18 protein-coding genes and 1 pseudogene are annotated in these 19,725 nt (G+C 70.3%); 8 read left to right on the forward strand and 11 right to left on the reverse strand.

Annotated elements, in window-relative coordinates; translation table 11 throughout:
* The first annotated feature begins 38 nt into the window (after positions 1 to 38).
* Positions 39 to 818, forward strand: coding sequence for an IclR family transcriptional regulator (locus ACWGLC_RS09245; protein ID WP_452099609.1), 780 nt, complete (start codon positions 39 to 41; stop codon positions 816 to 818).
* Here the strand turns inward: ACWGLC_RS09245 and ACWGLC_RS09250 are convergent.
* Positions 815 to 1,600, reverse strand: coding sequence for a 2-keto-4-pentenoate hydratase (locus tag ACWGLC_RS09250; protein ID WP_452099610.1), 786 nt, complete (start codon positions 1,598 to 1,600; stop codon positions 815 to 817). The genes ACWGLC_RS09245 and ACWGLC_RS09250 overlap by 4 nt on opposite strands.
* 60 nt (positions 1,601 to 1,660) lie before the next feature.
* On the opposite strand from ACWGLC_RS09250, the gene kstD reads away from it, so the two are divergent.
* Positions 1,661 to 3,382 carry a 3-oxosteroid 1-dehydrogenase gene (gene kstD / locus ACWGLC_RS09255; protein WP_452099611.1) on the forward strand — a complete coding sequence of 574 codons (1,722 nt, stop codon included), beginning with the start codon at positions 1,661 to 1,663 and terminating at the stop codon, positions 3,380 to 3,382.
* A 3-nt stretch (positions 3,383 to 3,385) separates the two neighbouring features.
* Positions 3,386 to 4,246, forward strand: coding sequence for a MaoC/PaaZ C-terminal domain-containing protein (locus ACWGLC_RS09260; RefSeq protein WP_452099612.1), 861 nt, complete (start codon positions 3,386 to 3,388; stop codon positions 4,244 to 4,246).
* A 124-nt stretch (positions 4,247 to 4,370) separates the two neighbouring features.
* Here ACWGLC_RS09260 and ACWGLC_RS09265 read toward each other — a convergent pair whose 3' ends face one another.
* The 4 genes from ACWGLC_RS09265 to ACWGLC_RS09280 form a co-directional block, all read right to left on the reverse strand.
* A complete protein-coding gene (locus ACWGLC_RS09265) occupies positions 4,371 to 5,414 on the reverse strand; it encodes an LLM class F420-dependent oxidoreductase (protein ID WP_452099613.1) in 1,044 nt (347 codons plus the stop codon).
* 10 nt (positions 5,415 to 5,424) lie between these two features.
* Positions 5,425 to 5,826 (reverse strand): hypothetical protein, encoded by a 402-nt coding sequence (locus ACWGLC_RS09270; protein WP_452099614.1) that lies wholly within the window; start codon positions 5,824 to 5,826, stop codon positions 5,425 to 5,427.
* Positions 5,823 to 6,113: a hypothetical protein gene (locus ACWGLC_RS09275; RefSeq protein ID WP_452099615.1), complete on the reverse strand. Its 291-nt coding sequence runs from the start codon at positions 6,111 to 6,113 to the stop codon at positions 5,823 to 5,825. Before ACWGLC_RS09275 ends, ACWGLC_RS09270 begins: the two co-directional genes overlap by 4 nt.
* A gap of 92 nt (positions 6,114 to 6,205) precedes the next feature.
* Complete coding sequence (locus tag ACWGLC_RS09280) at positions 6,206 to 7,852, reverse strand: AMP-binding protein (protein ID WP_452099616.1); 1,647 nt, start codon at positions 7,850 to 7,852, stop codon at positions 6,206 to 6,208.
* A 191-nt stretch (positions 7,853 to 8,043) separates the two neighbouring features.
* Here ACWGLC_RS09280 and ACWGLC_RS09285 point away from each other — a divergent pair, with 191 nt between their 5' ends.
* Positions 8,044 to 9,123 carry an alpha/beta hydrolase gene (locus tag ACWGLC_RS09285; protein WP_452099617.1) on the forward strand — a complete coding sequence of 360 codons (1,080 nt, stop codon included), beginning with the start codon at positions 8,044 to 8,046 and terminating at the stop codon, positions 9,121 to 9,123.
* Between the two features lie 141 nt (positions 9,124 to 9,264).
* Here the strand turns inward: ACWGLC_RS09285 and ACWGLC_RS09290 are convergent, their stop codons facing one another.
* The 6 genes and pseudogenes from ACWGLC_RS09290 to ACWGLC_RS09315 form a co-directional block, all read right to left on the reverse strand.
* On the reverse strand, positions 9,265 to 10,452 hold the full coding sequence (locus ACWGLC_RS09290; RefSeq protein ID WP_452099618.1) for a lipid-transfer protein: 1,188 nt from the start codon (positions 10,450 to 10,452) through the stop codon (positions 9,265 to 9,267).
* Positions 10,449 to 10,898 (reverse strand): MaoC family dehydratase, encoded by a 450-nt coding sequence (locus ACWGLC_RS09295; RefSeq protein WP_452099619.1) that lies wholly within the window; start codon positions 10,896 to 10,898, stop codon positions 10,449 to 10,451. The genes ACWGLC_RS09290 and ACWGLC_RS09295 overlap by 4 nt, the downstream gene beginning before the upstream one ends.
* Positions 10,895 to 11,980, reverse strand: a complete 1,086-nt coding sequence (locus ACWGLC_RS09300) for a bifunctional MaoC family dehydratase N-terminal/OB-fold nucleic acid binding domain-containing protein (RefSeq protein ID WP_452099620.1) — start codon at positions 11,978 to 11,980, stop codon at positions 10,895 to 10,897. Before ACWGLC_RS09300 ends, ACWGLC_RS09295 begins: the two co-directional genes overlap by 4 nt.
* Before the next feature lie 24 nt (positions 11,981 to 12,004).
* Positions 12,005 to 13,222: an acyl-CoA dehydrogenase family protein gene (locus ACWGLC_RS09305; protein WP_452099709.1), complete on the reverse strand. Its 1,218-nt coding sequence runs from the start codon at positions 13,220 to 13,222 to the stop codon at positions 12,005 to 12,007.
* A 111-nt stretch (positions 13,223 to 13,333) separates the two neighbouring features.
* Positions 13,334 to 14,350: pseudogene (locus tag ACWGLC_RS09310) on the reverse strand (acyl-CoA dehydrogenase family protein); the annotation flags it as partial.
* 39 nt (positions 14,351 to 14,389) lie between these two features.
* Complete coding sequence (locus tag ACWGLC_RS09315; RefSeq protein WP_452099621.1) at positions 14,390 to 16,561, reverse strand: acyl-CoA dehydrogenase family protein; 2,172 nt, start codon at positions 16,559 to 16,561, stop codon at positions 14,390 to 14,392.
* 166 nt (positions 16,562 to 16,727) lie between these two features.
* Between ACWGLC_RS09315 and kstR the strand changes: the two genes are divergently transcribed.
* From kstR to ACWGLC_RS09335, 4 genes are all read left to right on the forward strand, one after another.
* Positions 16,728 to 17,444, forward strand: a complete 717-nt coding sequence (gene kstR, locus ACWGLC_RS09320) for a cholesterol catabolism transcriptional regulator KstR (protein WP_452099622.1) — start codon at positions 16,728 to 16,730, stop codon at positions 17,442 to 17,444.
* Between the two features lie 87 nt (positions 17,445 to 17,531).
* Positions 17,532 to 17,837 carry a hypothetical protein gene (locus tag ACWGLC_RS09325; RefSeq protein WP_452099623.1) on the forward strand — a complete coding sequence of 102 codons (306 nt, stop codon included), beginning with the start codon at positions 17,532 to 17,534 and terminating at the stop codon, positions 17,835 to 17,837.
* Positions 17,834 to 18,772, forward strand: a complete 939-nt coding sequence (locus ACWGLC_RS09330) for a hypothetical protein (RefSeq protein ID WP_452099624.1) — start codon at positions 17,834 to 17,836, stop codon at positions 18,770 to 18,772. Before ACWGLC_RS09325 ends, ACWGLC_RS09330 begins: the two co-directional genes overlap by 4 nt.
* Positions 18,766 to 19,722 (forward strand): hypothetical protein, encoded by a 957-nt coding sequence (locus tag ACWGLC_RS09335; RefSeq protein ID WP_452099625.1) that lies wholly within the window; start codon positions 18,766 to 18,768, stop codon positions 19,720 to 19,722. The genes ACWGLC_RS09330 and ACWGLC_RS09335 overlap by 7 nt, the downstream gene beginning before the upstream one ends.
* The last annotated feature ends 3 nt before the right edge of the window (positions 19,723 to 19,725 follow it).

A 19,725-nucleotide genomic window follows, 5' to 3' on the forward strand; every position in this document is an offset into this window, starting at 1 on the left:
CCGGGCACTGTGTCGGAGCATCGCGCTACACTCGCTACATGACACAGCCCCCCGCGTCCCCCGTCGATCGCGCCTTCGACGTGCTGCGCGCGACGGCCGCGGGCAGCGGCGGCCTGACGTTGAGCGAACTCGCGCGCGCCACAGGGCTGGCCAAGTCCACGACACTGCGGCTCCTCGCCGCGCTCGAGCGCAACGGCGCGGTCACGCGGATCGGCCAGCACTACCGGCTGGGTCCGCTGATCCACGAGCTGGACCCGATCCCGGTGTCGCCGGAGTACGAGCGGATCCGCCGGGTCCTCACGCCCTTTCTCGCGCACCTCTTCGAGGCCACGCGCGCGACCGTCCACCTGGCGACACTGCACCGCGACGAGGTGGTCTACCTCAACAAGCTGCACGGGCCGCGGCCGATCCCGTCGCCGTCACGGATCGGGGGCGGGCTGCCCGCGTATTGCACGGGGGTCGGCAAGGCGATGCTGGCGTTCGACGACGAGGCCGCCGCGCGGGTGGCCCGGGGGCCGATGGTGGCGTGGACCGACACCACCGTCACCTCGGCGGACGCGCTGGCGGTCGAGCTCGCCGAGATCCGGCGCAGGAGGCGATCGTTGGACCATGCCGAACTCACGCCCGGCCTGTACTGCGTGGCCGCCCCGGTTTTTGACGACGACGCCGCCGTCGACTCCGGACCGGCCCCCGGGGGAACTCGGGCGGTTGCGGCGTTGTCGGCCAGCGCGGCGGACGAGAGCGCGCTGGCCCGACTGGAGCCGCTGGTCACCCGGGTGGCCGTGGCGGCGGGGCGTGCGCTCAACGCAGACCGCTAGCGGAACTCCATCGAGACCGAGCCCAGCCCGGCAAAGTCGGCGCGGAAGGCGTCGCCCGGGGTTGCGTCCATGGCGCGGATGGCGGTGCCCGGCAGGATCACGTCGCCCTTGCGCAGGCGCACGCCGAACTTGGCGACGGTCGAGGCCAGCCAACCGACCGAGTTGAGCGGGTTGCCCAGCACCGCATCGGAGCGGCCGGAGGCGAGGAACTCGCCGTTCTTGTAGAGCGTGGCCTCGATGGCCGCCACATCGATGTCGGCCAGGCGCACGCGGCCGGAGCCCACCACGTAGCCGCACGAGGAGGCGTTGTCGGCGATCGTGTCGCCGAGGGTGATCTTCCAGTCCTTGATCCGCGAGTCGATCAACTCGATGGACGGCACGACCCACTCGATCGCGGCGGCGGCCTCCTCCTGGGAGCAGCCCTCCGGCGGGATGTCGGCGCCGAGGATGAAGCCCACCTCGACCTCGACGCGGGGGAAGCAGAACCTCGCCGCCTCGATCGGCGTGCCCTCGGGGTACTCCATGGTGTCGAGGAGATGGCCGTAGTCGGGCTCGTCGACGCCCATCATCTCCTGCATGGCCTTGGAGGCCAGGCCCACCTTGTGGCCCGTGACCACGGCGCCCGCGTCCAGCTTGCGCCGGATGTTGACGAGCTGGATCTCGAACGCGTCGTCCGGGGTCAGGTCCGGGTGGTCGTCGGTGAGCGGGGCGATCGGGGTCACGCCGGCCTCGGCGTCCCAGAGTCGCTGCGCGAGAGTGGCACGGGTCTCCTCGTTGAGCATGAGGGGGATGCTACCTGGGGCGTCTGGCGCGATTGCCATCAGTTCTATAACGTGTTCTACATGGCAGACCAGGAATTCGACGTCGTCGTCGTCGGCAGCGGTGGAGCAGGCATGACGGCCGCCCTCGCGGCAGCAAAGAAGGGCCTCAGCGTGGTCCTCGTTGAGAAGGCCCCACACTACGGAGGCTCCACCGCCCGCTCCGGCGGCGGCGTGTGGATCCCGGGCAACTCCGTGCTCCAGCGCGACGGTGTGCTGGACACCCCGGAGGCCGCCAGGACCTACCTGCGGTCCATCATCGGTGACGTCGTGGCCCCCGAGCGCATCGACACCTACATCGACCGCGGCCCCGAGGTGCTCGACTTCATCCTCGCCAACAGTCCGCTGCAGCTCGAGTGGGTCAAGGACTACTCCGACTACTACCCAGAGGCCCCCGGAGGCCGCCTAGGCGGCCGCTCGGTCGAGCCCCGCCCCTTCGACCTGAACCAGCTCGGCCCCGAAGCCGACAAGCTGGAGCCGGGCTACGCCAAGGCCCCGGCCAACATGGTCGTGATGCAGTCCGACTACCGCTGGCTCAACCTCCTCCAGCGCCCGCACACCAAGGGTATCCGGCGCTCGATCCGGGTCGCCGCGCGCATGTTCCTCGCCAAGGCCCGCAAGCAGAACTCCGTCGGTATGGGCCGCGCGCTCATCGCCGCCATGCGCAAGGGCCTGCTCGACGCCGGCGTGCCGGTGTGGCTCGAGACCCCCATGACCGGACTGGTCACCGAGGGGTCCGGGAATGACGAGCGCGTCGTCGGCATCACCGTCACCCGGAACGGCGAAGAGGTCACCCTCCGTGCCCGCCGCGGCGTGGTCATGGGCTCGGGCGGCTTCGAGCACAACCAGGAGATGCGCGACAAGTACCAGCGTCAGCCCATCCCCACCTCGTGGACCGTCGGCGCCGCCGCCAACACCGGCGAGGGCATCGAGTACATGGAGAAGACGGGCGCCGCCCTGTCCTTCATGGAGGACGCCTGGTGGGGTCCGACGATCCTCATGCCGCGCGGCCCGTGGTTCGCGCTGGCCGAGCGGTCGCTGCCGTGCTCGTTCATGGTCAACTCGCGCGGCGAGCGCTTCATGAACGAGTCCCTGCCCTACGTCGAGGCCGGGCACATGATGTACGGCGGCGAGTTCGGCCAGGCTCCCGAGGGGCAGAAGGACGCCCCGGGCGAGAACGTCCCGGCCTGGATCGTCTTCGACCAGGAGTACAAGAACCGCTACCTCTTCGCCGGCCTGCAGGCCAAGCAGCCGCTGCCCAAGAAGTGGCTCGCGACGGAGAACTTCCACAAGGCAGACACCCTCGCCGAGCTCGCCGAGCTCATCGACGTGCCGGCCGAGGCGCTGCAGAAGACCGCCGACCGGTTCAACGGCTTCGCCGCCAACGGCCGCGACGAGGACTTCAACCGCGGCGCCTCCGGGTACGACCACTACTACGGCGACCCCACGAACAAGCCCAATCCGAGCCTCGGCCCGGTCGCCAAGGCGCCGTTCTACGCGGTCAAGATGGTCCCGGGCGACCTCGGCACCAAGGGCGGCGCGAACACCGACGTCCACGGCCGTGTCCTGCGCGAGGACGGCTCCGTGATCGAGGGCCTCTACGCCGCCGGTAACGCCTCGTCGCCGGTCATGGGCCACACCTACGCCGGCCCGGGCGCCACCATCGGACCTGCGCTGGTCTTCGGCTACCTCGCGATCGAGAACATGCTCGCCACCGCCCCGACCACCGAGAAGACCGGAGTCTGAGAAGTGCCGATCGATCTGAACACCGCCCTCGGGGCGGAACTGCCCTCGCAGGAGTTCTCCTGGACCGCCTCCGACGTGGCGCTCTACGCGCTGGGGGTGGGCGCCGCGGGCGACCCGATGGACACCACCGGGTTGGAGTACATCCACGACACCGCGCCGAAGGTGCTGCCGTCGTTCGCGACCGTCGCGGCCACGATGAACGTGACCGAGGCGCCGCGGGTGTCGTTCCCCGGCGTGGAGATCGACCTGGCCAAGGTCGTGCACGGCAGCCAGTCCGTGCGCCTGCACCGTGCGATCCCGGCCGACGGGACCGCGACGACGACGACGAAGATCGCCGAGATCCAGGACAAGGGTTCGGCCGCGGTGATCATCCAGGAGTCCGAGACGGTCTCCGCCGACGGGGAGAAGTTGTGGACCGCCCGGTCCGGCATCTTCGCCCGTGGCGAGGGCGGCTTCGGCGGCGAGCGGGGCACCTCCGAGAAGGTGGAGTACCCCGAGCGCGAGGCCGACCACACCATCGAGGTCGCGACCCTGCCGCAGCAGGCCCTGATCTACCGCCTGTGTGGCGACCGCAACCCGCTGCACTCCGACCCGGCCTTCGCCGAGGCGGCCGGCTTCCCGCGCCCGATCCTGCACGGCCTGTGCTCGTACGGCCTGGTGCTGCGCGCGGTCGTCGACGAGGTGCTGGGCGGCGACGTCGAGAAGGTCCGCGGCTACGGCGTGACCTTCGGCGGCATCTTCTTCCCCGGCGAGACCATGCGCATCCGCGTGTGGGAGGAGGGAACGCAGCTGCTCGTGGCGGCCACTGTCGTCGAGCGCGAGGACGCCCCCGTCCTCAAGAACGTGGTGGTCGACCTCGCCTGATCGCTGATCCGATCGGGCCGTACGGCTCACCTGCACACCCCGCGGCCCCGTGCCGCGGGGTGTGGTCATTTCGCGGGAACCGACCGGGGCGCGGGAGCGGATGCCGGCGCGGGTCCCGCGCTGCTCAGCAGAGGTCGCGGAACTGCTCCACGAGCCTGATGCGGCCCGGCGCGTCCATGGCCATCGGGACGACGGTGAGCGTGGTGGCGCCGGCCTCGCGGAACGCCTCGACCCGCTCGGCGACGTAGGAGGCGGGCCCGATCAGCGAGACGGACCGCACGAGCTCGTCCGGCACGGCCGCGGCCGCCTCGTCCTTCTTGCCGTCCAGGTACAGGTCCTGGATCTTTTCGGCCTCGGCCTCGTAGCCGTAGCGGCAGGCGAGCTCGTTGTAGAAGTTCTTGCGGCGCGCACCCATGCCGCCGATGTACAGCGCGAGGTGCGGGCGCACGAAGTCCAGATAGCCCGGGACCTCGCTCTCGTCGCAGATCGCCAGCGGCGGGCCTGCGTACACGTCCAGCTCACCGAGCGACGGGTCACGCTTGGCGCGCCCCTTGGCCAGCGGGTCGGCCCACGCCAGGTGTGCCTTCTCGGGGTGGAAGAACAGCGGCTGCCAGCCGTCGGCGATCTCGGCGGCCAGCTCCACGTTCTTGGGCCCGAGCGCGGCCAGCACGATGGGGATCTTCTCTCGCACCGGGTGGTTGATGAGCTTGAGCGGCTTGCCCAGCCCGGTCCCCTGGTCGGCGGGCAGCGGGATCTGGTACTTGGCGCCGTCGTGGACGACCTTCTCGCGCCGCCACACCTGGCGGCAGATCTCGATGATCTCGCGGGTGCGGGCCAGCGGCGCGTCGTACTTCACGCCGTGGAAGCCCTCGACGACCTGCGGGCCCGAGGCGCCCAGTCCGAGCGTGAAGCGGCCCTCGGACACGAAGTCCAGGCCGGCGGCGGTCATGGCGGTGAGCGTGGGCGTGCGGGTGTAGATCTGCAGGATCCCGGACGCGAGTTCCATAGTGGACGTGCGGGCCGCGAGGTAGCCGAGCTGGCTCACGGCGTCGAAGGAGTAGGCCTCCGGCACGAAGGCGATGTCCAGTCCGGCCCGCTCGAGGTCCGCGGCCTCCGCCGCGGTCTCGGCGAACCCGCCGCTGTAGTTCAGGGCCATTCCGATGCGCATGCGCGCGACATTACCGGGGCGCCGGGGCCCTCCCCGCGTGCACCGCCGACTTCGCCCGCTCGCCCGACCCCAGCGGGCCCCTGATCACCGCGTCGACCGGCCCTCCGACGCGGACGAACACGCCCACCCGCCTGCGCAGCGGCGTGTCGGCGCGCTCATACCCGATGATCCGGAACCCCGCCCCCGCGGCCACCTCCAGGACGGCGTGCTCGGGCAGATCGACATCCGCGGTGGGGACGACGACGACATCACCACCGAGACCGCGCCCGAACATGCGGGCCAGTCGCAGCCGGCGCGTCCTCTCATCCCCTCTGCGGCGCAGCCTCCCGCGCGCCGCGACCACCGCGATCGCCAGGAGCCACAGGGCCGGCGGCAGGAGCGCCAGCGCGACGAGGAGCCACCCCGCGCTCATCCGGCACTCCCCTCCGACGGCCGGACGAACCGCATCGGGTCGATCCACGGTCCGCGCTGCGCGAGCGCTGCCGCACCACCGACGGGCTCCAGCCCCCTGCTGCGGGCGGCCGCATAGATCACGGTCCGGGGCAGCCGCACCTGTGACGGGTGGACGGTCAGCTCGGCGGCGGCGTTGTCGTCGTCGCCCTCCAACAGCACCGCGAGCACACCGGCGCGACGGCCGTGCCGACCGCGATACGACCGCACCAGGCCGCGGATCCGCGGCGTCGGATCGAATCTGCGCATGCCGCCGATACTACGGGGGCACGTACGAAGGCCGGGCCCGCCCTGGTGGCGGACCCGGCCTTCGCAGTGGGTCAGTCGTGCTTACCGGTCCGTCAGGACACCTGGTCCTTGGCCCACTTATAGTCGGCCTTGCCGGCGGGTGAACGACGGATCTCGGGGACGTCGACGATCGTCTTGGGCACCTTGTAGTTGGCCAGCGACTCACGCAGGAACGTGGTCAGCTCCTCGTTCGTGGCCGACTGGCCCTCGCGGAAGGACACCACCGCGGCGACCTTCTGGCCGAACCGCTCGTCGGGGGCGCCGGCGACCAGCGCGTCGTGGACGGCCGGGTGGGCCTTGATCGCCTGCTCGACCTCCTCCGGGAACACCTTCTCGCCGCCGGTGTTGATGCAGCCCGAGCCGCGACCGAGGAAGACGATGGTGCCGTCCTCACGGATCTGGCCCATGTCACCGAGCACCGAGACACGCCGCCCGCCGACCTCGGGGAAGGTCTTGGCGGTCTTCTCCGGGTCGTTCCAGTAGCCCACCGGGACGTGGCCGCGGCGCACGATGTACCCGATCTCGTCCGAGCCCGGGTTGATCGGCTGGTTGGACTCGTTGATCAGGCCGATGCGCGCGCTCGACGGCAGGGTCAGTTCCGCCTTCTCGGAAATGGCCAGCTCTCCGTCGTTGCCCGACTCGGAGGCACCGAAGTTGTCGCGCGTCATGATGTTCGGCAGGACCTCGAGGAGGCGGTCACGCGTGGCCTTGGACCAGATTCCGCCGCCGGAGGCGACCATGAACAGCGAGCTGAAGTCCAGCTTGTCCTTGTTGGCCACGATCGCGTCAGTGATCGGCACGGCCATGCCGTCGCCCACGAACACCAGCATCTGGCCCTGGCGCTCGGCGACCGTCTCGACGATGGCCTGCGGGTCGAAGTCGCGGAACATCAGCAGGTGTCCGCCGAGGTTGACGAAGGTCAGCAGGGTGAACAGCCCGGCGCCGTGCATGAGCGGCGCCGAGATGACCACGCGGAACCCGCCGTCCGGGTTGATGTGCTCGGCGACCTCGGCCGGGCTGTGTCGCTTGTCGCCGTACGGGTTACCGCCGGACAGGCACGCGTAGTAGTAGTCCGAGTGGTTCCACTGCACGCCCTTGGGGAAGCCGGTGGTGCCGCCGGTGTAGACGATCCACTTGTCGTCGCCTCGCGCGGGCTCGAAATCCCGCGCGGTGGACTGGGTGGCCATCTCGGAGTCCAGGTCGACGACCGCGATGCCGTTCTCGGCGCACGCGGTGGCCAGGACCTCGGGCACGCCGCCCACGGAGAAGATCGTCTTGACGGTCTCGAGCTTGGGCGCCGCGGCCGCCATCGTCTCGGCGAACTCGGCGTCCACCAGGACTCCGGTCGACTGCGAGTCGTTGAACAGGTAGACCAGCTCGGCCGGGGTGTAGCGGTAGTTGACGTTGATGCCGGCGACCCGGATCTTCATGGTCGCGATGATCGCGGCCATGTGCGGCGTGCTGTTCTTCATGTACAGCGCGACATGATCGCCCGGCTCGGTGCCGTGGGCCCGGAGCACGTGCCCCATCTGGTTGGCCAGATCATCGATCTGCCGGTACGTGAAGTCCTCGCCGTCCATGGTGAGGAGCAGGTTGTCAGGAATCTTGTCGACGATCGCCTCGAACACCAATGCCTGGTTCATCTCGGGATTGGTCCCGGCGAGGGGGTCGGACGTGTGATCGGCTGCTGCGTCGGTCATCGCGGGAATAATTCCTTCTAACTGAGGGCAGATGTGGCTACTGTCACATTGTGACCTGAACTTGTTCTCGTGTCCAGACCGGCCCGTGGCCTGCGCCATCCCCGGAGAACGAGAACGAGTTCTAGCTGGGATTTATGGTAGCAGCGGCGATTCGACACCCGTCACCTCGCTCCGACATCTACATTGCGCACATGAGTGGATCGCGGCCCCGGCGGACGGGCGCCCCGTACGACGGTGGACTCCGACTGCCCCAGGCGACAGGGTCCGGGGACGTCCCGGCGGACGGTCAGCGCTCCGCCGACGTCGAAGCGGAGCGGCCCTCCCAGCGCGCACCGCTCCTGGCCGGCCCCGGCGTGCAGGGCACCCTGCGCGCCCGCGGCCTGGCCGGGGGCCTGCGCATGTTCGTCCGCCCCGCGCTGGATCGCATGCCGCCCACCGAGGCCTCGCTCAACCGGCTTCGTGCCCTCACCTCCGGGGCGGGCCGCGCGGCCGCCCTGGAAACCACCGCCGACTGGTCGTCGGACGGTCCGGTGCCGGGCCTGTGGGTCGGCCGGAAGAGGTTCTTCGACTCGGACAAGGTGATCTACCACGTCCACGGCGGCGGGTTCACCTTCGGTTCGCCCTGGTCGCACAAGGCCCTGGCCTCGCGGATGGCCGCCGAGACCGGCACACCGGTGTTCCTGCCCGACTACCGCCTGGCCCCCGAACATCCGCATCCGGCCGCCACCGAGGACACGATCGCCGGCTTCCAGTGGCTGCTCGACATGGGCTTTCCCGCCGAGAACATCGTGGTGGCCGGCGACTCGGCGGGCGGCAACCTCGCGCTGCAGCTGGTCGCCCACCTGGAGAAGTCAGGCGAGGCGATGCCCGCGGGCGTCGTCCTCATGTCCCCCTGGGTCGACCTGGATTTCTCCGACATGTCCGCGCGCGACAAGGCCAAGAAGGACCCGTTCCTGGCCCTGGGGATGGCTGAACTGTGCCGCGCCCGGTACGCGCCGGACACCGACGCCGACGACCCCGCGATCTCGCCGATCAACTACCGCCCCTCCCCCGACTGGCCACCCTTCCTCATCCAGTGCGGCGGCGCGGAGAACTTCGCGGGCGGGATCGCGAGGCTGGCCGAGAAGTTCGCCGAGCACGGCGTGACACACGAATTCCAGCTCTGGCCGCACCAGTTCCACGTGTTCCAGGCGTTCCACCCACTGGTCCCCGAGGCCAGGGCCGCGGTCCGCGACATCGGCTCGTTCGTGCGAGGCTGCCTGCGCGGCTAGGGTCGCCGACGCCGCACCTCCCTCAACGACAAGAGCGTTTCGCACACCCCCTCCTCGGGAAACGTGTGCGAAACGCTCTTGACGACGTGGAGGGGTGGGGAGGGGCGGGGCGAGGCGTGGAGGGGGCGGAACCCGGTCGGCTCAGACGGTGAGGACGAGCCCCGAGGTGGGGACGCCGGTACCGGCGGTGACGACGAGCTTCTCCGCCCCCGCGACCTGGTTCACCGAATCGCCCCGCAGCTGGCGCACGCCCTCGGCGATGCCGTTCATACCGTGGATGTACGCCTCGCCCAGCTGGCCGCCGTGAGTATTCAGCGGCAGGCGGCCGCCCACCTCGAGGGCGCCCGGCTCCCGGACGAAGTCCTTGGCCTCGCCGCGGCCACAGAAACCCAGCTCCTCGAGCTGCATGAGGACGTACGGGGTGAAGTGGTCGTAGAGCACGGCCATGTCCATGTCGTCGGGGCGCAGCCCGGATTGGTTCCAGAGCTGGTCGCCCACGATCCCCATCTCGGGCAGTCCCGCGAGCTCGGGACGGTAGTACGAGGTCATGATGTACTGGTCCGGTCCGGAGCCCGACGCCGCGGCCGCGATGGAGACCGGCTTGTGCGGCAGGTCCTTCGCGCGCTCAGGCGTGGTCACCACGATCGCCTGCCCGCCGTCCGACTCCTGGCAGCAGTCCAGCAGGTGCAGCGGTTCGGCGATGTAGCGCGAGTTCTGGTGCTCTTCGAGCGTGATGGGCTTGCCGTAGAAGAACGCGGCCGGGTTCACGGCGGCGTGCTTGCGGTCGACCACGGCCACCCGGCCGAGGTCCTCGCTGGTGGCGCCGTACTCGTGCATGTAGCGCTGCGCGACCATGGCGACGAACCCGGCCGGCGTGGACAGCCCGTGCGGGTAGGAGAATGCGTTGTCGGTGCCGGAGGAGTTGACCTGTTGCACCAGCGCCGAGTTGACCTGCCCGAACCGCATGCCCGAGCGCTCGTTGAAGGCGCGGTAGCAGACCACCACCTCGGCGACACCCGTCGCGACGGCCATCGCGGCCTGCTGGACGGTCGCGCACGCCGCGCCGCCGCCGTAGTGGATCCGCGAGAAGAAGTTCAGGTGGCCGATGCCGGCCGCGCGGGCCACGGCGATCTCGGTGTTGGTGTCCATGGTGAAGGACACCAGGCCGTCGACGTCAGACGGCTGCAGTCCCGCGTCCGCCACGGCGGCCTGCACGGCCTCTGCCGCCAGTCGGAGCTCGGAGCGGCCGGAGTCCTTGGAGAAGTCGGTGGCGCCGATCCCGACGATCGCCGCCCGGTTGGCGAGTGACTCAGAAGCCAGCGTGCTCACTGCGGGTCTCCGTTCATGTAGAGGGTCGCGGTCGAGGTGACGTGCGCGCCCAGAGAGTCGTTGCCGACGATCTTCAGCGTGACCAGACCGTCGGTCGCGATCTCCGTGACCTCACCGGTCAGGGTCAGCGTGTCGTAGGCGTACCAGGGCACACCGAGACGCAACTTGATGGAGGTGATCCGCGCCTTCTGTCCGGCCCAGTCGGTGACGAACCGCTGCACGAGGCCGGTGTCGGTGAGGATGTTGACGAAGATGTCCTTCGAGCCCTTCTGGTGGGCCAGGTCCCGGTCGTGGTGGACATCCTGGAAGTCGCGCGTCGCCAGGGCCGAGGCCACGATGAACGTCGGCGTCCCCTCGATGGCCAGCTCGGGCAGGGTGTCCCCCACTCGCGCGGCGGGCGGCTCGGCGGGGCAGACCGCGCCGGTCACTGCACTGTTCTCGCTCACTTCGCGCCACCTTCCGTGACTTCGGACATCTGGCGTTCGACAGGAGCGGCACCGGCGGGCCGCCACGCGTACAGCGTCCACGGCTCGGTGCCGAACGCCGCGTCCTCGCTGGAATCACCGGGCATGTCGAGGAACTCCACCTCGACGTCCATGCCGATCTCGACGTCGGCCGGGTCGACGTCGCGCAGCTCGCCGAGCATGCGTACGCCCTCCTCCAGCTCCACCAACGCGATCACGAACGGGAACCGGGTGCGCCCCGGCACGCGCGGGGCGTGGTGGTTGACGAAGCTGTAGACCGTGCCGCGGCCGGAGGAGACCACGTAGTCGGTCTGCTCGGTCTTGTCCTTCCACAGCGCCGGCACGGGCGGGTGCTGCAGCGAGCCGTCCTCGCGCTTCTGGATGCGCAGCTCGTGGGCGGCGACGCCGTCCCAGAAGAAGCGGGTGTCCTGCGAGACCGAGGGCCGCAGGACCTTGCCCACGACCAGATCGTCGGTGGCCGAGCCGGAGCTCGCGACGATCTGATCGGAGGCGGCCGGCTCGGCAGTCTTGACCGGCGGCCGGAACTTGAGGATCCGGAAGTCCATCTCGGCCACGACCTCGTCGCCGACCCGCCAGTAGTTGCGGGTGGTGAAGAACCAGCCCTCGCCCAGGCCCGTCTTCTTGGGGCCCACCACGTCGGTCAGGACCGAGGAGATGGTCACCTCCTCGTCGGGGCGGGTGTAGCGGTGATAGGTGGAGTCGCAGTTGGTGGCCACGACGGAGGTGAAGCCCTCGGCGTCGAGCAGATCGGTCATGTTGCCGAGCGGGTCGTCGGACTCGCGGGTCTTCCCGAGGCCGCGCATGGTCCAGACCTGGGCCATCGCGGGCGGGGCGACGAGTCCGCCGTGGCCGGCCGCGACGGCCGCCTCCTCGGACTCGTAGATCGGGTTGGCGTCGCCGATCGCCTCTGTCCAGTTGCGGATCATCGGGGTGTTGATGGGATCGCGGCCCGCGCGGGGGGCGCTGCCGCCGACGGCCCGGATCTCCTCGGATGCGGCGAGGATCCGGCCGGCCTGGGCGGCGGTAGCAGTGTCGTCACTCATGGGTGCCTTTCGTACGGGGTCGGATCAGCGGGCGGTGCGGGGCATGCCGAGGCCGCCCATGCAGGTCAGCTCGCGCATGACCTCGTTGACGCCGCCGCCGAACGTGATCACGACGTTGCGCTTGTTCATCATGTCGAACCAGCGCTGCAGCTTGGCCGTGCCGGCGTCGGTGGGGTCGCCGAAGCGCCCGAGCAGCTCCTCGGCGATGCGGCCGACGTGCTGGATCTTCTCGGTGGAGAACACCTTCGAGGCGGCGGAGTCGCCCATCGACGGGTTGTCGCCCATCGCGGAGACCTGCCAGTTGAGCAGCTCGTTGAGGCGGACGATCGCGAAGATCTCGGCCAGTCCGTCGCGGACCTCGGGCCGGTCCAGGTGTCGGACACCGTCGGGCCCGGTGCCGCGCGCCCACTCGGCCAGCTCGTCGTAGTAGCCGCCGGGCCGCCCGGAGGGGGCGAGCATGACGCGCTCGTGGTTGAGCTGGGTGGTGAGCATCTTCCAGCCGCCGTCGACCTCGCCGACCACCATGTCGGCGGGCACGCGCACGTCCGAGTAGTAGGTGGCGTTGACGTGGTGCGCGCCGTCGCAGGTGATGATCGGCGTGAACGAGAAGCCCGGATCGGAGGTGTCGACGATGAAGATCGTCAGACCACGGTGGCGGGAGTCCGGGGTGCCGGTGCGGGCGGCCAGCCAGATGTAGTCGGCGTGATGGCCGCCGGTGGTCCACATCTTCTGTCCGTTGATGATCCAGTCGCCGGTGGCCTCGTCGCGCTTGGCGGTGGTGCGCAGCGACGCGAGGTCGGTGCCGGCGTCGGGCTCGGAGTAGCCGATCGCGAAGTGCACGGTCCCCTCGAGGATGCCGGGCAGGAACTTCTTCTTCTGGATGTCCGTGCCGTACTTCTGCAGGGTCGGGCCCACCGTCTGCAGCGTCACCGAGGGCAGCGGCACGTCGGCACGCGTGGCCTCGTTGGTGAAGATCTGCTGCTCGAGGTGGCCGAATCCCTTGCCGCCGTACTCGGCGGGCCAGCCGACACCCAGCCAGCCGTCGCGGCCCATCCGCTTGATGATCTCCTCGTAGGTCTTCCCGTGCCGGGTGGTGCCGATGTCGGCGGCCTCGTCGGCGGAGATGAGGGTGGAGAAGTACTCGCGCAGCTCGGACTGGAGGGCGCGCTGGGCGGGGGTGAGGTCGATGAACGCCTCGTCGTCGTCGGCTACCGCGTCGTCGCTCGACGACGCGACCGACACTGCGTCGACCGGGTCGGCCGCCACGGCCTCGCCGAGCTCGGTGAGCTGCAGGCGCGGGCCGCCCACGAATCGGGCCAGGTCCTTGACCGCCGAGGAGTACCGGAACATCGGGTAGGTGATGTCCACGCCGACGCCGCCGTGCAGGTGGTGCAGGACCTGCACCGCGCGCGGCCCCTCGGCGGCGAGCCAGTATGCGCCGATCGTGGGATCGGTCTCGTAGCGGTCGGAAGAGCCCGTGAGGCCCGAAGAGATCCGCCACGCCACCGACTGCGAGATCACGTGCAGCGTCCGCGACACGATGTAGACGTCGGCGAGCTCCTGCTGCACCGCCTGGAACGAGCCGAGCGGCTTGCCGAACTGCTCCCGCTCCTTCAGGTAGTCCGCGGTCATGTCCAGCGCGCCGGCGATGAGGCCGTCGCCGTGCGCGACGCACGCCGCGAGGATGAGCCGCCGGAACACCTCGAGAAGGGGCTCGTCGCCGCCGCGGACCACGTCGTCGTCGACAGGCGTGGCCTCGAACCGCATCGCGTACTCGGGCACCCCCAGGGAGCCGAGGGTGGGGGTGAGGGTGACCCCCGGGGCGTCGGGGGCGACGACGACGACGGCCGCACCCTCGGGGGTCGACACCGGGACCAGCACGGATCGCGCCTGGGCCGCGTAACGCACCGAGGTGACGGTGCCGGTGATCGTCCCGCCGTTCAGACGCACGGAGGGCACGGCGGGCAGCGGACGCCCGGGCTCCGCGACGGCGGCGGTGAGGATCCGGCCGTCCTCGATCCCCTCGAGCAGCCTCTTCTGCTGCGCCGGCGTGCCGAGCGCGACGATCGGCAGAACGCCGAAGCCGAGGGTCTCCAGGGCGGGGATCACCACGCCCGCGCGGCCGACCTCCTCGAGCACCACGGCCACGTCGGCGACGGTCAGGCCGTCGCCGCCCAGGTCCTCGGGGAGGCCGAGGGAGAGCAGTCCGGACTCCGCGAACGACGCCCACAGGCGCTCGTCGTAGCCCGCGTCCTCCACGCTGCGGCTGGGCAACGCGGTGAGCAGTTCCTCGGCGGGTGCTGCGGTGGTCAGGGCGCCGGCCACCGCCTCGGCGACGGCTGCCTGGGTCTCGGTACGGGTGAAGTCCACGGGGGATCAGTCCTGTTCGGGAGTGGGAGGGGAGGTGATTCAGTCGCGGGGCAGGCCGAGGATGCGCTCGCCCACCACGTTGAGGAGGACCTGCTCGGTGCCGCCGGCGATCGACAGACAGCGGACCATGAGGAACTTGCGGCCCTGCTCGGTGAACTCGACACCGCTGGTGCCGGTGAGCTCGAGGCCGAACTCGGCGATGTCCTGGCGGTGGCGCACGCCGACGATCTTGCGGACGCTCGACTCGGCGCCCGGGCCGGAGCCCGCCAGGCTCCGCAGCGCGGTGCGCAGGTCGAGCAGGCTGCCCACGACGCCGTCCGCGACGTGCTTGCCCAGCTCGTCCAGGACGAGGGCGTCGTCCGAGACGCCGGCCGCCTCGATGAGGCCGATGATCTCCTCGGCGGCGTCACCGAGCGAGGAGCCGCCACCCATGGCCACGCGCTCGTTGGCCAGGGTCGTGCGGGCGATCTTCCAGCCGTCGTTGACCGTGCCGATCTGGAACTCGTCGGGCACGAACAGGTCCTCGAGGAAGACCTCGTTGAACAGGGCCTCCCCGGTGATCTCGCGCAGCGGTGAAGTGCGGATGCCCGCCGACTTCATGTCGACCAGGAAGTAGGTGATGCCCTTGTGCTTGGGTGCGTCCTTGTCGGTACGGGCCAGGCACATGGCCCAGTCGGCCTCGCGGGCCAGCGACGTCCACACCTTCTGGCCGTTGAGCTTCCAGCCGCCGTCGACCTTCTCCGCGGTGGCGCGCAGTGCGGCCAGGTCGGAGCCGGCGCCGGGCTCGGAGAACAGCTGGCACCACTTGATCTTGCCGGCCATGGTGTCGCGGACCAGCAGGTCGGCGTGCTCGGGCGCGGCTTGCAGGATGGTGGGCACGGCCCAGCCGCCGATGTTGATGTCGTGCCGGGACACTCCCGCGGCCTCGAGCTCCTCGTCGATCATGAGCTGCTCGGCCGGCGAGGCACCCAGGCCCCACGGCTCGGACAGGTGCGGCATGAACAGGCCTGTGTCGGCGAGGGCCTGCTTGCGCTCGGCGCCCTCCACCGCGGCGACCTCGGCGACCAGCGCCTTGATCTCCTCGCGCTTGGCGTCGATCCCGACGATCTCGGACAGGTCGATGTCCAGGTGGCGACGCTTGCCGGCCAGCGTGAGGTCGGCGAGCGACCGACGCCAGCGGGCCGCGCCGCCGATAGCCTGGCGCAGGGCGCCGGCTCGACGCATGTAGAAGTGCGCGTCGTGCTCGAAGGTGAAGCCGATGCCGCCGAGGATCTGGATGCAGTCCTGCGAGTTGGCCACCGCGTTGTCGAATGCGAGCGCGCCGGCGACCGAGGCGGCCACGGGGAGCTCGGAGTCCGCGGCCGTGAGGTCCTCTGCGGCCACCGCGGCATCCCAGGCCAGGGCGCGGACCTGCTCGGTGCGGCACAGCATGTCGGCGGCCAGGTGCTTGATGGACTGGAACGAGCCGATGGTGCGGCCGAACTGCTCGCGGATCTTGGCGTACTCGACGGCCGTGTTCAGCGTGTAGTCCGCGACCCCGGCGGCCTCGGCCGCGGCGAGGGTGACGAACAGCTGGTGGACGTGGGCGGTCGAGATGCCGTCGAGGATCCGGTCGGTCGGGATCGCCACGTCCTCCAGCGACACCCGCGCGATGGACGCGGAGATGTCGTACGGGGTCGACGGGGTGATGGTCACGCCCTTGGTGCCGGGCTCCAGAAGGACCCAGCGGGTGAGACTGTCGACCACGACGGGCAGCAGCAGTCCGCCGTCGACGGTTCCGCCGTAGGCGATGCCGGCATCCCCGGTCACCGCGCCGGAGGCGTCGAGGGTCTCGGTCCCCAAGCCCAGGCAGATGCCGACCGGCAGCCCGCCCTCGGCGATCGTCTCACCCAGCGCGGCGGCCACGTCGCCGCCCGCCTTCGAGACGAGGACGCCGGCCAGAGCCGTGGTCAGGATCGGGCCGGGGGCCATGCGCGAGCTCGCGGCCTCGATCATGCAGGCCAGGTCGACGATCTCCGCCCCGGCTCCGCCGTGTTCCTCGGCCACGGCCACGCCGAACAGGCCGAGCTCGGCGAGATGCGGCCACAGGGCCTTCCACGCGTCGGGGTCAGTTTCCTGGGCGCGTACGGTAGTCACGGGATCAGCGGACTTCGCCCAGGCCTTGATCGAGTTCTGGATCTCGGTCTGATCCGGGGTGGTGGCGATGCTCACGTATGACTCCTCGGCGCGACTGGATTCGGGTGGCGGCACGACCGTCACGGATCGCGCCCTCCCGACATAATAGAACCTGTTCTAGGAAACGTGTTCTAGAATGCATCAGCACGCCACGATCCGCACAACCGGGTCCCAGATCCGCCCAGCGCAGAAGGTTCGCCCCATGACCAAGAGCTCGACCGGGACCGGTTCCGGCAGTAGCGCCTCCGACACCGCCGCCCGCTCCGATGAGCCCAGCACCTCGTCCCAGCGCGAACGCCGGCGCCGGATCCTCGACGCGACCCTGGCCCTGGCGGCGAAGGGCGGCTACGAGGCCGTGCAGATGCGCGCGGTCGCGGAGAAGGCCGAGGTCGCGGTGGGCACCCTCTACCGCTACTTCCCCTCCAAGGTGCACCTGCTCGTCTCGGCGCTGGCCCGCGAATTCCGGCGCTTGGATCAGCGCACCGAGCGTTCCGCCCCGCCCGGGGACACGGCGCAGGAGCGGATGAAGGTCGTGGTGGAGATGATCACCAAGGCCATGCAGAGTCAGCCCAATCTCACCGAGGCCATGACCCGCGCGTTCATGTTCGCCGACGCCTCCGTGGCCAACGAGGTCGAGGAGGTCGGCTTCTACATGGACCGGATCATCGCCCGCGCCATCGCCGAGGGCACGCCGAACGAGGTCCAACTGTCGATCGCACGCGTGGTTTCCGACGTGTGGATGTCCAATTTGGTCTCGTGGCTGACCCGCCGGTCGACGGCCGCGGACGTGAGCAACCGGCTCGGCCTGACCATCGACCTGCTACTGGGGACCGACGACTCCCCGCGGCGGGTGAGTCTGCATTCGGCGATAGGCAACGGCAACGGCGAGAGCGCGACCGGCGGCGCCGCGGAGGTCTAGCTCCGGCGAACTCTCCTTCCGTGGAACCAGATGGGAGGCCCGGCCCGTCAGACCTGGTGACGAGAACTTCTCACCACCGGAGGGCCCATGCCTGACATCACCGACGTCGATTCGTCCCGCCTGCGCGCGCTGGCCCGGGCCCTCGGCACCGAGGAACAGCGCACCGCCGATGTGACCCCGGCCGATGCGCTCACGGCCATCGGGGCGGCCCTGCGCGGTTCGCTCATCGCCGAGTGCCACGGTGCGGTTTCCCTCGACATCCTGGAGTTCAAGGAGAATATCGCCACACGGTTCGATGCCGAGATCGAGGCGCTCGTCGCCGCGGCCGGCGTCCTCGAGGACCAGGAATGGGCCACCACCGCCGCCCTCGGACCCGTGGGGCCGCCGCGATGAGCCTGACGGTGCCGGACGTCATGTCCTGGGACCTCGACACGGTGTGCGCCCGGGTCGACGACCTGCGAGTCGACGAGGAGATCCTCCTGGATTCGGCCGCGGCCGTGCGCTCGGCCGCGGACGCGCACCTCGACGGTTCCGCGGGCGATACCGTCTCCGCCTCCGCCGGGAGCTGCGCCGAAATCACGCGGGACATCACCATCGTCGCCAGGAAAGCCGAGAACGCGGTCCGGGCCCTCTCCGATTTCTGCGCCCGGGCCCCGGGCCTGCGGAGTCGACTGCTGGACGCCGTCGACGAGGCCGCCGCAGCGCAGTGCCGGGTGGCGGACGACGGCACGGTGCGGGGTCCGCTGCTCATCGGGGATCCCTCCGACCCGGAGGTGGCCCGTGCGCACCAGCGCGGTGAGGCCGACGCCTCGGCGATCGAGAGCCGGATCCTGCCGCTCCTGCGCGCGTTGGAGGACCTCGACCTCGCGGCGGCCAACGCGCTGAACCTCTTGTCCATGACCGAGTCGTACGTCTCCTACCCCTATGAGCCCGAGCTGATCGAGATAGACCCCCGGACCGTGGCCGCCGGCGCGGCCATCTCCGGAAGCCTAGACGCCCTGGACTCGACAGCCGAGGTGATGGACGCCGCGAGCGCGGTCACCCGAAGCCTCCCGGTGCTCGGCACCGGCCTGGGACTGGCGATCGGGCTCGCCACGAGACCGGAGCACGAGTCCCTCGGGGAGGCGCTCGCCATCGAGAGCGCCGGGGTGGCGGCGTCCGCGCTGGCCGGGGCGGCCGCCGGAAGCGTCCTGCCCGGCCCCGGTACCGCGCTCGGATTCGCGCTCGGGGCCGGCGTCAGGCTGCTGGCCGGCCCCGCGGCCACCGCCGCCCTGCGGAACCACATCGAACGAGAACGTGCTGACGGAAAGGAGGGCTTCGGATGGTGAGCACACCCGAGCCTCGGCAGGAGAACGATGCCGCGCCACTGGAGTGGCGCCGACACTTCTACGACCGCACCGACCCGGCCGCACTGGTCGCCGCTGTGCTCGCCGGGGTAGGGGCAGCCGCCACGCTCGCCTGGACGGTCTTCAACATCAGTTGGTCCTCCACGCACCCGAGCGTCATCGTCGCCCTGGCCGGCGTGTTCATTCTGTTCTGCGGCGGTGCCCTCGCCTATGTCGGCCGCTCCGGTGCGATCCCTGTCCGACGGGGGCGCGTGAGCGTCACGGACGGCATCACACACGTCAGCGCCCGCGGGGACTGGACGCCGTGGACCGCTGGCGGCATGGCCGTTCTCGGGTTCGTGATGCTCGGCATCGGGGCCATCACAGCCGACAGGGTGGGCGCCATACACATCTCGCACCACCGGCAGTACCCCGCCTTTGTGGCCCTCAACATCTTTCTGATCGTCTACACCTTCTGGATGCTGGCGAAGGTGCCGCTGGGGCGACGCCTGGAGTTCTCGCCGCACGGGCTCGCCGGCCAGAACGACTCGTTGGTCGCACTGACCCCCTGGCGCTCGATCCTCGAGGTGAACGTCCACCGCGGCCCGAGCGCGATGCGGCCGTTCGGGATCGGAAAGCGCGCCGAGATCGTCTTCACCACCACCGACGAGGCCACGATCCCCGAGGGCCCGTTTCGCGTCGGGGAACGGGCGAATCCCATCAGTCTGCTCAACTTCGACGTGGACGAGGACACGTTGCTCAACGTCATCCGCGCGGCCCATGCGCATCCCGAGGTCCGGCAGCTCCTCGGCCGCGAGGAGGGCGCGTTCCTGTTCGAGGGGCCGCCCCCGGAAATCCGCGAGGGGATGCGCCGCTCTCACGTCTGGCTACCGTGGGAGCGGCGCATCAACGAGGCGCTCGGCTACGGGGCTCGCGAGCCCGCCCGGGACTGACGC

The organism is Dietzia sp. NPDC055877, from assembly GCF_053615975.1.